Genomic DNA, 12,011 nt, shown 5'->3' on the forward strand with positions numbered 1-12,011 from the left:
ATCTGTAAATATTGTGGAAAAAAACTCACTATAGTATAATTACGTGGAGAATTTTCTAAGGTAGAAAAGGAGGTAGCTATGAAGGTACTTGTTTTGAACTGTGGAAGTTCATCGGTTAAATATCAAGTTTTTGATATGAAAGATGAAAAAGTGTTAGCAAAGGGGCTTGCAGAAAGAATAGGGCTTGATGGATCAAGGATAGTTTATCAAAGGGGGGTAGAATCTAAAAAAGTTTTTGAAATTCCTTTACCTACTCACAAAAAGGCGATAGAAGAGATTTTTAGATTATTAGTGGATAAGAATGATGGAATCTTAAGTTCTTTGAATGAAATTGATGCAGTAGGACATAGGGTAGTACATGGTGGGGATAAATTCATAGAGTCGGTTCTTGTGAATGATGAAGTATATAATACTTTTAAAGGAATACTTGATCTTGCACCATTACATAATCCCTATAATCTTCAAGGAGTTGATGCTTGCTTGGAGTTAATGCCAGGAGTCCCACAGGTTTTAGTATTTGATACGTCTTTTCATCAAACTATGCCTGAAGAAGCCTATATTTATGCTCTTCCTTATGAATGGTATGAGAAGTATAAGATAAGAAGGTATGGTTTCCACGGCACCTCTCATTATTATGTTTCAAGAAGGGTGGCAGAATTAATAGGAAGACCTGTAGAAGAATTAAAAATCATTTCTTGCCACTTAGGAAATGGTGCAAGTATAACTGCAATTAAGAATGGAAAATCCATTGATACTAGTATGGGATATACCCCTTTAGAGGGACTTGTAATGGGAACAAGATGTGGAGATATTGATCCTGCCATACCAATTTTATTAATGGAGAAAGAGAATTTAAGTCCAAAGCAGATAGATGAAATCCTTAATAAAAAAAGTGGTATTCTTGGAATATCTGGAGTAAGTAGTGATTTTAGAGATGTGGGGGAGGCTGCAGAGAAAGGGAATAAAAGGGCAGAGCTAGCCTTAAAAGTTTTTGCTTATAGAGTTAAAAAATACATTGGAGCTTACCATGCAATCCTTGGAGGCCTTGATGTTCTCGTATTTACTGCTGGAGTTGGAGAGAGGGGTCCATTAGAAAGAAGCCTTATATGTAGCGGGTTGGAGCATCTTGGTATTAAGCTTGATCCTGAGAAAAATAAGGTTAAAGGTGAAGAATTAAAAATTAGTACTCCTGACTCTAAAGTAGAAGTATGGGTTATACCTACAAATGAGGAGTTAATGATTGCAAGAGAAACAGTAAGAGTTGTGGGCAAAAAATAATAAGAAGGTGATATATTGGAGATCTATCTTGCAGATTTGCATTCAGAAGTAGGAAAGGTTTTTAGTTTTGAAGAGGAGTTTATTCCTAACTATAGGGATATTTCTTTTATAGAACCTGTCCACATTAAGCTAAAATTAGTAAATTTAGGAAGAGAAGTTTTAGTAAAGGGATCTTTAAAGACAAAGATTAAGTTAGTGTGTAGTAGATGTTTGAAAGAATTTCCTTATGATCTTGAGGCAAAAATTCAAGAAATATACTTATGGGATGTTCCTATTCAAAAAAATATAAGTCCTGGAGAGATTATTGAACTTAAAGACGAAGATTTTAAGTTTGTTCTTGAGAAAGAAAGTTTATTTTTGGATCCTTTAGTGGAGGACGTTATAAGGTTAAATCTTCCTGTAAAACCTCTCTGCCGTCCCGATTGCAAAGGATTATGTCCTGTTTGTGGTCAAGATTTAAATATGGGGGAGTGTGAGTGCTCAAAGAAAAGACAATATGATCCCAGATGGGAACCATTAATGAAGTTTATAGACAAAAAGGAGGGAAATAAGTAATGGGACTTCCGAAGAAAAAACTCTCGACTACAAGAAGAGATAGAAGATGGGTAAGGTATAAACTTGAAGGAATAGCTCTTGTTGAGTGTCCTCATTGTCATAAAAAAATAAGACCTCATAGAGTGTGTCCCTTCTGTGGGTACTATGAGGGTAGAGAAGTTATAGCTGTAAAGACTGAGGAAAAAGAATAATAAAAGAAGTTTAAGGAGTTCTAAAATGGGTGTAGGAATAGTTGGAATTGGGACGGCAGTCCCCCCTCGAATTTTAACTAATTTTGACCTTGAGAAAATGGTTGACACATCTGACGAATGGATTACCACAAGAACTGGAATTAAAGAAAGACGTATAGCAGATAAAGATACAAATCCGTCAGACTTGGGAGCAGAGGCTGCTTTAAAAGCGATAGAAATGGCAAAAATATCTCCAGAAGATATAGATTTAATCATTGTTACTTCCGCCTCTCTTGAGATGGTCTTTCCATCTATGGCTGCAATAATTCAAAATAAAATAGGGGCGAAGAATGCTGGTGGATTTGACTTATTAAGTGCATGTACAGGATTTGTTTCTTCCCTGATAACTGGAGCTCAGTTTATAAGAACGGGAGATGTTAAGACTGTATTAGTAATAGGAACCGAAGTTCTTTCGCGATTTATTGATTGGGAGGATAGGAATACTTGTGTCCTTTTTGGAGATGGTGCGGGAGCTGTAGTCTTGAGAGAGGTTGGAGATAATTATGGATTACTTTCTTGGAGTCTACATTTGGATGGTTCTGGTGCTGATCTTTTAGCTATTCCTGGAGGTTGTGCTAGGAACCCTTGTTCTGAGGAGGTTTTAAAAAATAAGCTTCATTATATAAAGATGAATGGTAGAGAAGTATTCAAGTTTTCTGTAAAAGTAATAGGAGAAGTTACGGAAGAGGCGCTTTCAAAGGCAAGTTTGACTTCAAAAGATTTAGATTGGCTTGTGCCTCACCAGGCAAATGTAAGAATAATTGAGGCAGGAGCAGAAAGATTAGGTATACCTCTTGATAAAGTTGCTATCAACTTACAAAAGTATGGTAATACCTCTACAGCTTCGATTCCTCTTGCTTTAGAGGAATTGATAAGAGATAAGAAACTAAAAGATGGAGATATAGTTGCTCTGGTTGGTTTTGGCGCTGGTTTGTCTTGGGGCTCGGCTATAATGAGATGGAAAGAAATCTAATAATTTATTGGGGGTTAGATTTATGAGTGTGTTTGTTTTTCCAGGGCAGGGTTCTCAATATGTAGGTATGTTTTCTGATTTTTTAAATAGGAAAGAGTTTGCTGTGTATTTTGATATAGTAAGAGAGTTATTAGGTGATGAATTTATTAGGAAAGTACAGGATGGTCCTGAGGATGTACTTAAAGATACAAAGATATCTCAGCCAGCAATTTTTATTGTTAGTGCTATTTTATCGGATTATGTCATGGGAAATGGTATTATACCTAATTATCTTGCTGGTCATAGTTTGGGAGAGTATTCAGCATTTTATGCTGGAAAAGTTTTTGATTTTGGGACTGGATTAAATCTTATAAAAAGAAGAGCTGAAGTTATGAGTGATGTGGCCGAGAAGATAGCAGGTGGTATGTGGGCAGTAATAGGAGGAGAGTTGGCCGAAATAGAAGAGAGTCTTAAAGAACTGCAGAAAGATGGAAAATCTTTATGGGCTGCAAATTACAATGCTCCCTCCCAGATTGTTCTCTCAGGGGAAAAAGAGGCTTTTGAAGAATGGTATTCGAAGATGAAAGATAGAATAAAAAGGGTAGTTCCCCTTTCCGTAAGTGGGCCTTTTCATTCTCCGTTAATGAAAGAGGCAGAGGAAATCTTTAGTAGTTATCTGCAAAAGATAGATTTTAACGATCCTAAAGTGCTCATAGTAAGTAGTACTTCAGGAGATATAGTCAAAGATAAAGAGGAAGTAAAAGCTATACTTGTAAAGCAGTTTACTTCCTCAGTAAAATGGGTGGATACTATAAATAAACTAATTAGTTTGGGAGAGAAGGTTTTTATAGAAATTGGTCCTGGAAAAGTTCTTCAAGGACTTATAAAAAAGATAGATCCTAATGTGAAAGTTTTTGGTATAGAGAAGGTGACAGATTTTGAAAACATAAGGGGGGAATTATAGTATGTTTAGAGATAAGGTAGCCTTAGTTACAGGGGGTAGTAGAGGTATAGGTAGAGCTATAGTGCTTTCTCTCGCAAAGGAGGGAGCAAAGGTCCTGATAAATTATAAAGGAAACGAAAAAGCAGCTATGGAGACTTTAGAAGAAGTAAAAAAGATAGGGGCGGAAGGAGAAATTTTTAGGGCGGATGTAAGTGTGGAAGAAGGGGTTGAAAAGATGTTTAATTTTATACTTGAAAAATGGGGAAGATTGGATATATTAGTGAACAATGCAGGTATAACTAAAGATAACTTGCTAATAAGAATGAAAAACGAAGAATGGGAACAAGTTATTAATACGAATTTAAAAGGTGTTTTTTACTGTACAAGAGCAGCTGTAAAAATTATGCTTAAACAAAGATATGGGAGAATAATAAATGTCTCATCAGTAATAGGTTTAAGGGGAAATATAGGGCAAGCTAATTATGCAGCAGCAAAGGCAGGGATAATAGGTTTTACAAAGGCAGTAGCAAGAGAGGTGGCTTCAAGAGGAATTACTGTAAATGCTGTTGCTCCAGGATTTATCTTGACCGATATGACAGAGGTTTTGTCAGAAGAAATGAAGAAAAAAGTACTTGAGGAAATACCTATGGGTAGATTTGGAAACCCTGAGGATGTAGCAAATGTAGTAAAATTCCTTGCCTCTGATGAGGCTAGCTATATTACTGGGGTGGTTTTAAGTATTGACGGAGGACTTTCTATTTAGTATTTTTTATAAAGTCAACATTAAGAAGGAGGTGAATGTGTAAATGGATGAGAGCACCATTTTTGAAAAAGTCAAAAAAATAATTGTAGATCAGCTCAGGGTAGATGAGAGTCTTGTTACCATGGACTCAAACATTCAAGAGGATTTAGGGGCTGATTCCTTGGATGCAGTAGAGTTAATTATGGCACTAGAAGAAGAATTTGGTATTGATGTTCAAGATGAAGAGGCAGAGAACTTCAAAACTGTCGGAGACGTAGTAAGGTATATAGAAAAGAAACTTTAATTTTTAGCAAAGGGTACTGGTAGGAGAGTCCAGTACCCTTATTTTTAAAGGGGGTATTTGATTTAATGAGGAGAAGGGTTGTAATCACGGGTCTTGGGGTTATTTCTCCAGTAGGGATTGGAAAAGACATTTTCTGGGAAAATATTAAAAAAGGTAAATCAGGAATTTCTCGTATTTCAAAGTTTTCGGTTGACGATTTTCCAACAAAGATTGCGGGCGAAGTAAAGGACTTTAATCCTGAGGATTTTATAGATAAAAGAGAGGCAAGAAGGCTTGATAGATTTTCACAGTTTGCTATTGCAGCTACAAAACTTGCCCTCGAAGACTCAGGTTGGAATCCTACTGAGGAGGAAAAAGAGAATACAGCTGTCATTGTTACCTCTGGCATAGGAGGTTTTGAAACCTTAGAAAACCAATTTAGGACTTTGTTTGAAAAGGGACCAAATAGGATTAGTCCCTTTTTGATTCCTATGGTTATTATAAATATAGCTTCTGGGAATATCTCAATATTCTTTGGATTTAAAGGACCAAATTATTCTCCTGTTTCTGCTTGTGCTTCTTCTGCTCATGCTATTGGAATCGGTTATAGATTGGTTTCCTCGGGTGAAGCAGATTTTGCTATAGTTGGAGGTAGCGAGGCTTCTATAACCCCTATGGGGATTGCTGGATTTTGTGCTTTACAAGCCTTGTCTACGAGAAATGATGAGCCGGAAAAGGCAAGTAGGCCTTTTGATGCAAAAAGAGACGGTTTTGTGATGGGAGAAGGAGCAGGAATTCTTATTCTTGAGGAACTTAATCATGCATTGGATAGAGGAGCAAGAATATACGCTGAAATTGTAGGGTTTGGCGCATCTGATGATGCATATCATATTACTGCTCCAGATCCTGAAGGAAATGGTGCAGTTTTATCTATGAAAAGGGCAATTAAAGATGCAAATATAAGGCCAGAGGAAATTAATTATATCAATGCTCATGGAACTTCCACTAAGCTGAATGATAAAATTGAAACTCTTGCTATTAAGAAGGTTTTTGGAGAATATGCATACAAAATTCCTGTTAGTTCTACTAAGTCGATGATTGGGCATCTTCTTGGTGCAGCAGCATCTGTAGAATCTATAGCTACAGTTCTTTCTATATATGAAGGAATACTTCATCCTACTATAAATTATGAGGAAAAAGATCCAGAATGTGATCTGGACTACGTACCTAATGTGGCACGCAAGTGGGATGTAAAATATGCTTTAAAGAATTCCTTTGGGTTTGGAGGGCAAAACGCTACTTTGATATTCAAAAAATACGAGGATGGAAAAAAAGAGTAACAAACTAAGAAATATAGATCTGGATGAGATATTATCTAAGGTAAAAGAAAAAACGGGAATTTCTTTTGATAACAAGAATCTAATAATAGAGGCTTTAACTCATCCTTCTTTTAAGCATGAAAATCCTCATTTTGAGTATGATAATCAAAGATTAGAGTTTCTTGGTGATGCAGTATTGAATATGATAATCACTGAAATACTATTTCAAAGATATAAAGAGGCTTCAGAAGGTATTTTAACCCAAAAAAGGATCTATATGGTAAAGGAAGAAACTTTGTATAAAAAAGCCAAAAGTCTCAATTTAGGTGATTTGATTTTATTAGGAAAAGGAGAGGAAAAACAGGGTGGTAGGGAGAAGATCTCCATTCTAAGTGATCTTTTTGAGGCTTTTATTGGTGCTCTTTATTTGGATAAAGGATACGAATTTACAAAGAATTTTGTGGAAAGAATCTTTAGAGAAGAAATAGAAAGTGTAGAAATGGAAATTGACTGGAAGAATCTTTTACAATCCCAACTTATGAAAGAGGGAAAGAAACCCTCATATATTGTTACCCGTGAAGAAGGTCCGGAACATAACAAGATTTTTTATGTGGAGTTATGGATCGATAATAATAAAATAGCAGAAGGCGAAGGTAAAACTAAAAGGGAGGCTGAAATCAAAGCAGCTAAGATAGCTTTGGAGAAGATGAGAAGATGATTTATCTAAAGAGTTTAGAGCTTACCAATTTTAAGTCATTTATTGGGAATAATAAAATTCCTTTTTCTCAAAATTTTACTGTCATCACAGGCCCTAATGGAAGTGGTAAAAGTAATATATTGGATGCTATTCGTTGGGTGCTTGGTGAGCAAAGAGTAAAAACTTTGAGGGCTGAAAAAACTGATGAAGTTATATTTGGTGGAAACAAATTTTATTCCCAAGCTAATTATGCGAAAGTAGAACTTTGTTTGAATATTTTTGGCGAAGATTATTTCATTACTCGCAAAATATATAGGGATGAAGATAGCGAATATTATATAAATGGCAAAATGGTTAGACTGAAAGATATTCAGCTATTTCTTAATAATTTTGGATTAGGTAGGTATGGCTTTGCTTTTTTAGGACAAGGAGAGATTGAAGATCTGATTTTGAAAGAAAATGGAAGAATAAGGGAGTTGATAGAGAATATTGCTGGCATCTCAGGATATCATGAGAAAGTAAAGGAATTGATGTTAAAATTAGAGGTAATTGAGAGTAAGTGGAATGAGCTTGAGGAGAAAAGGAGGGATCTTTTCACAGTTGTTGAAGGATTAAGAAAGGAAGTAAGGATTGCTGAAAGATATGATGTATTGAAAAGTAAGTTGGAAGATGTTAGAACTACATTGGCTTTTATCAGTCTTAAAAAATTAAGAGAAAACATTGATAGATATTTAGAGGAAGAAGAAAAGATCGAAAAGAGAATCTTAGAATTAAATGAGTTGATTAATGTAAACTCGGTAAAGCGTGAAGAACTCAGTGATGAATACAGAAAAATCGAGAAGGATTTATTGAAACTAAGAGAGATTCTAGAGAATATAGATAAAAAGGTTTATGAGGTAACTCTAAAAGAAAATGTTTACCGAGAGAAGGAAAGGCTTATTGGAGATAGTTTAAGAAAGATTGAGAAGGAAAAGATTCTTTTAAAGGAAAAAATTCTTGATCTAGAAACAAAAGAAAAGGAAATTGTCGAACTTCTTAAAAATTTTGATTATGATGATTTTTCAAAAATTGAGGCAGAGCTTAAAGAGAAAGAAAACAGACTCCAAGAACTTATCTTAAATAAGGGAAAACTAGAGGATAAAATAAGAGCTTTTGAACCTATTTTAAAAGAACAGACAAGTATTGAAGACATAAAAATTAAAAGAGAAAGTTTGGAAGGTTTTATTACAAAATATAGAAGGAAAATTGAAATCTTACAGAAAGTAAAAGAAGAAATCGAAGTTAAACTTACAGAAGAAAACAGAATTTTAAGAAGAAAAAAAGATGTTTATGAGAATAACAAATTGGAAATACTGAAACTTAACAATATTCTTGCAGAATTAAAGGAGGCTACTTTTGAAAATCTTCCTCGTGGGGTTAGAGAATTATTATTACATAAAAAAGATAGAGTTCATGATATTGTTAAAAATATTATCAATGTGCCAAAGGAATATCTTGTTGCTATATATAATCTTTTAGGTAATACCATATATGACATTGTTGTGGATAATGAGGATGTTGCAAAGGAACTTATAGGTTATTTAAAAGATAAAAAACTTGGGTGGGCTACTTTTAGACCTCTTACATTATGTAGAGATGAAAGAATAAAGGAAATACCTAAAGATATTTTGGAGAATGCTGTAAGAGCAATAGATGTGGTAAGTTATGATCTGAAATATGATAAGTTAGTCAAAAACGTACTAGGTAATGTTCTAATTTTCACAGATTTCCAAACAGCCTCAATGCACAAAAATTTGCTATGGGACGGCTGGAGGATTGTGACCCTTCAAGGAGAGGTTTTTCATCCCTCGGGTACTATAAGTGGGGGTGTAAGGTTTGGTGTTGAGGCAACGCTTAACACCGAGAGAGCAATATTTGAAACTGAGGAAAAAATAAAGGATTATAGTGAGGCAAATGTGTTTCTAAAAAGAGATATAGAAGATTTAGAGAATAGTATTAATAAAAATAGAAAGTTGAGACAAAAATTAGAGAATTTGATTACAAAAATAGAGTCTAAAATAAATGAAAAGGAAAAAGAGATAAGAGAGATTGAAAGTAAGCTTAGATTGTATGAAGATTACTTGAAAGAGGGAAAGAACATTTTAGAAGAATTTGAAAGATTGTCAAATGAAGTTGAAAGAACAAAGTTAGAATTTGAGAATCTTAGAAAGAGTTATGATGATAAAAGATTTAAGAAGATTGAGACAGAGAAGGATTTAGTTGTAGTTAAAAAAGATTTAAAAGAACTAAATGGGCGCCTATTTAATTTAGAGGAAGAGGAAAAAAGATTTAAGGAAGAGTTGAAGCTTTTGGAAAAGGCTTTAGAAGATTTTAAAGTTGAATATGAGAATATAAGAAGGGAAAAAGAAATTTTTATGGATGAAAATAAAAAGGTTCTTGAAGAAGGAGAAAGAATTAAAAATGAGATAAAAAAGCTTGAGAGAGAATGGCAAAAATTGAGAGAGGAATTTGTAGTACTGGAAGAAAGAAAAAAAGATATTAAAGAAAGAATAAAAGATCTAGAATTTGAATATCAGAGAAATTATCGGGAAGGTTTAGAGATTAAAATGGATCTTCCAGAAGAGGATTTAAAGAGATTAGAAATTGAGATATTACAGGAGATGGAATCATTAGGTCCAATTAATTTTCTTGCTAAAGCTAAGTTGGAAGAGGAGGAAGCCAAATATAATTCTCTTGTTTTCCAGATAGAAGATATTGAAGGGTCTATTAATTCCTTAAAAAAGATTATAAAAGATACAAGGGAAGAGGCAGAAAGAAGATTTTTAAAGGCTTTTGAAGAGTTTAAAATTAAGGCTAAAAATAATTGGAAATTATTCTTCCCTAATGCAGAACTTGATTTGTTAGTTGAAAGCGAAGAAGATATTCTTGATTCAGATATAAGTTTGAGGATTTACTCTCAGAAGAAGAATTGGAGAAATTTATTAATGCTTTCTGGGGGAGAAAAAAGTATAGTAGGAATTGTGCTTCTTTTGTCAGCAGTGGAACTTGCTTCTGTAAATTTCTGTTTTTGGGATGAGATAGATGCAGCTTTAGATAATCAGAATGCTCAAATTTTAGGTAAGAAGATAAAGGAATTAAGTGAGAGAAATCAATTTATTCTAATTAGTCATAATCCAGTATTAATGCAATATGCAGATGTAATATATGGAGTAACTTTGAATGAAAAGGGATCTTCTCAAGTTTTATCTTGGAAAGTAAAAGAGGAGGTATAGAATTGAGTTTTTGGGACAGATTGCCTAAAATAAAAGGATTTGCTGAGAGATTACAAAATATTCTTAAGTTCTCAAGAGTTGACGATAATCTTTTAGATGAACTTGAGATGGAATTTATACAAAGCGATTTAGGGCTTGAGCTTACTAACGAGATCATAAGTGAAATAAGAAAAAGAAAAATAACAAATACCCCGGAATTAAGAGACTTTTTATTTAATTATCTAAAAGCTATTTTGGAGAACTTAGATTACAGACTTGATCTTCTTGAGGATAGATTAAATGTGGTTGTTTTTATAGGCGTAAATGGTACAGGAAAAACAAGTACTGTGGGTAAATTTGCATATTACCTTAAAGGTTTAGGATATTCTCCTATTATAGCTGCTGCAGATACTTTTAGAGCTGCAGCTATTGATCAGGTCAAGATATGGGGAGAGAGAGTAGGAGTTGAGGTGATAGCTCAAAAAGAAGGAGCAGACCCGGGTGCAGTTGTGTTCAACGCTATTGAGGCTGCAAGAGCGAGAAATAAGAATGTTCTTCTTGTAGATACTGCTGGTAGAATGCATACTAAAAGTAATTTAATTGAGGAGCTCAAAAAAATAAATAGAGTAGTAGAAAGAACTTTAGGATATGGACCTTCAGAAAATCTTATAGTTATAGATGCTACCTTAGGCCAGAATGTAATAAGGCAGGTAGAAACTTTTCATAATGCAGTGAATTTAACCGGAGCTGTTTTAACAAAGCTGGATGGAACTGCAAAGGGAGGAGTAATATTTAATGTGGTGAGAAGATTCAATATACCAGTAAAACTTGTGACTATAGGAGAAGGGGTAGAGGATTTGAAGGTTTTTGACCCTAACGAGTTCATTGAGTCATTTATACCGGAGGTTAAGGTATGATAAGGAAGGCTAAGGTAGAAGATATTCCTGAGATTCATAAATTGATTAATGAGTTTGCAGAAAAAGGTTTGCTTCTTCCCAGATCTTTAAGTGATCTTTATGAAAATATTAGAGATTTTTACATCCTTGTTATTGATGGAAAGGTAGTAGGAACATCAGCTTTGCATATAATATGGGAAGATTTAGGCGAGGTTAGGTCAGTGATTGTTAGGGATGAGTATAGGGGTAAGGGATATGGTAAGAAGCTTGTAGATACATGTTTGAGAGAGGCCAAATTCTTAGGATTAAAACGAGTACTTGCACTGACATATATACCAGAGTATTTCAAGAAGCTTGGCTTTGTAGAGATAGACAAAAGGACATTACCTTTTAAGGTTTGGAGCGATTGTGTTAAGTGTCCAAAATTTCCAGATTGTGGAGAAATAGCTCTTCTATATTACTTATGAAGTATTTAGTAGTTCTTATAATTTTTATCTTAGATAGGATTACCAAAGAACTTGCTGAAAGGGGCTACTTCAGTAAGATTAATGTGGATTTTTTTCTAAGTTTTTTTCTTACTCACAATTATGGAATTGCTTTTGGAATTGAGTTTACAAGAAAGATCATCCTATTTTTTAATTTAATAGCTTTAATTGTCCTTATTATCTTATATAAGAGGTATGAATTTTTAGGTTTAGCTTTCATTTTGGGTGGGCTTCTTGGCAATTTATATGATAGAGTTTTTTATGGATATGTGATAGACTTTATTCATCTGAAGAACTTTTTCGTTTTTAATTTGGCAGATCTGTTTATTACTTTAGGAGGGGTTTTGGTGTTTTTTAAACTAATAAAATAAAGAAGGAGG

13 protein-coding genes are annotated in these 12,011 nt (G+C 34.0%); all 13 read left to right on the plus strand.

From position 1 onward, the window contains the following. Positions 1-78 precede the first annotated feature (78 nt). The 13 genes from DICTH_RS03785 (at position 79) to DICTH_RS03845 (ending at position 12,002) form a co-directional block, all read left to right on the plus strand. Positions 79-1,278, plus strand: a complete 1,200-nt coding sequence (locus tag DICTH_RS03785) for an acetate/propionate family kinase (protein WP_012547032.1) — start codon at positions 79-81, stop codon at positions 1,276-1,278. 15 nt (positions 1,279-1,293) lie between these two features. Further along, complete coding sequence (locus DICTH_RS03790) at positions 1,294-1,833, plus strand: YceD family protein (RefSeq protein WP_012548178.1); 540 nt, start codon at positions 1,294-1,296, stop codon at positions 1,831-1,833. Next, complete coding sequence (rpmF, locus tag DICTH_RS03795; protein ID WP_012547328.1) at positions 1,833-2,024, plus strand: 50S ribosomal protein L32; 192 nt, start codon at positions 1,833-1,835, stop codon at positions 2,022-2,024. Before DICTH_RS03790 ends, rpmF begins: the two co-directional genes overlap by 1 nt. A 25-nt stretch (positions 2,025-2,049) precedes the next feature. After that, positions 2,050-3,036 carry a beta-ketoacyl-ACP synthase III gene (locus tag DICTH_RS03800; RefSeq protein WP_012548355.1) on the plus strand — a complete coding sequence of 329 codons (987 nt, stop codon included), beginning with the start codon at positions 2,050-2,052 and terminating at the stop codon, positions 3,034-3,036. Between the two features lie 22 nt (positions 3,037-3,058). After that, on the plus strand, positions 3,059-3,979 hold the full coding sequence (gene fabD, locus DICTH_RS03805; RefSeq protein WP_012547560.1) for an ACP S-malonyltransferase: 921 nt from the start codon (positions 3,059-3,061) through the stop codon (positions 3,977-3,979). A gap of 1 nt (position 3,980) precedes the next feature. After that, positions 3,981-4,721 carry a 3-oxoacyl-[acyl-carrier-protein] reductase gene (fabG, locus tag DICTH_RS03810; RefSeq protein WP_012548461.1) on the plus strand — a complete coding sequence of 247 codons (741 nt, stop codon included), beginning with the start codon at positions 3,981-3,983 and terminating at the stop codon, positions 4,719-4,721. Positions 4,722-4,764: 43 nt separating this feature from the next. Further along, entirely contained in the window at positions 4,765-5,004 is a 240-nt protein-coding gene (gene acpP, locus DICTH_RS03815) for an acyl carrier protein (protein WP_012547933.1), read from the plus strand. A gap of 65 nt (positions 5,005-5,069) precedes the next feature. Further along, positions 5,070-6,323, plus strand: a complete 1,254-nt coding sequence (fabF, locus tag DICTH_RS03820) for a beta-ketoacyl-ACP synthase II (protein ID WP_012548777.1) — start codon at positions 5,070-5,072, stop codon at positions 6,321-6,323. Continuing rightward, positions 6,307-7,020, plus strand: a complete 714-nt coding sequence (gene rnc, locus DICTH_RS03825; protein ID WP_012548268.1) for a ribonuclease III — start codon at positions 6,307-6,309, stop codon at positions 7,018-7,020. The genes fabF and rnc overlap by 17 nt, the downstream gene beginning before the upstream one ends. Then, entirely contained in the window at positions 7,017-10,271 is a 3,255-nt protein-coding gene (locus tag DICTH_RS03830; RefSeq protein WP_012547121.1) for an ATP-binding protein, read from the plus strand. Before rnc ends, DICTH_RS03830 begins: the two co-directional genes overlap by 4 nt. A 2-nt stretch (positions 10,272-10,273) precedes the next feature. Beyond that, positions 10,274-11,167, plus strand: coding sequence for a signal recognition particle-docking protein FtsY (gene ftsY / locus DICTH_RS03835; RefSeq protein ID WP_012547783.1), 894 nt, complete (start codon positions 10,274-10,276; stop codon positions 11,165-11,167). Next, a complete protein-coding gene (locus DICTH_RS03840) occupies positions 11,164-11,613 on the plus strand; it encodes an N-acetyltransferase (protein WP_012546965.1) in 450 nt (149 codons plus the stop codon). Before ftsY ends, DICTH_RS03840 begins: the two co-directional genes overlap by 4 nt. Next, positions 11,562-12,002 (plus strand): signal peptidase II, encoded by a 441-nt coding sequence (locus tag DICTH_RS03845; protein WP_236608283.1) that lies wholly within the window; start codon positions 11,562-11,564, stop codon positions 12,000-12,002. Before DICTH_RS03840 ends, DICTH_RS03845 begins: the two co-directional genes overlap by 52 nt. Positions 12,003-12,011 lie beyond the last annotated feature (9 nt).

Source organism: Dictyoglomus thermophilum H-6-12, assembly GCF_000020965.1.
In the GTDB taxonomy this organism is placed as follows: Bacteria; Dictyoglomota; Dictyoglomia; order Dictyoglomales; family Dictyoglomaceae; genus Dictyoglomus; species Dictyoglomus thermophilum.

Bases quoted from the DNA above. Each gene is read 5' to 3' on its own strand.
- DICTH_RS03785 (WP_012547032.1), top strand. From the start codon at position 79: ATGAAGGTACTTGTTTTGAACTGTGGAAGTTCATCGGTTAAATATCAA.
- rpmF (WP_012547328.1), top strand. From the start codon at position 1,833: ATGGGACTTCCGAAGAAAAAACTCTCGACTACAAGAAGAGATAGAAGA.
- DICTH_RS03800 (WP_012548355.1), top strand. From the start codon at position 2,050: ATGGGTGTAGGAATAGTTGGAATTGGGACGGCAGTCCCCCCTCGAATT.
- fabD (WP_012547560.1), top strand. From the start codon at position 3,059: ATGAGTGTGTTTGTTTTTCCAGGGCAGGGTTCTCAATATGTAGGTATG.
- fabG (WP_012548461.1), top strand. From the start codon at position 3,981: ATGTTTAGAGATAAGGTAGCCTTAGTTACAGGGGGTAGTAGAGGTATA.
- acpP (WP_012547933.1), top strand. From the start codon at position 4,765: ATGGATGAGAGCACCATTTTTGAAAAAGTCAAAAAAATAATTGTAGAT.
- fabF (WP_012548777.1), top strand. From the start codon at position 5,070: ATGAGGAGAAGGGTTGTAATCACGGGTCTTGGGGTTATTTCTCCAGTA.
- rnc (WP_012548268.1), top strand. From the start codon at position 6,307: ATGGAAAAAAAGAGTAACAAACTAAGAAATATAGATCTGGATGAGATA.
- DICTH_RS03830 (WP_012547121.1), top strand. From the start codon at position 7,017: ATGATTTATCTAAAGAGTTTAGAGCTTACCAATTTTAAGTCATTTATT.
- DICTH_RS03840 (WP_012546965.1), top strand. From the start codon at position 11,164: ATGATAAGGAAGGCTAAGGTAGAAGATATTCCTGAGATTCATAAATTG.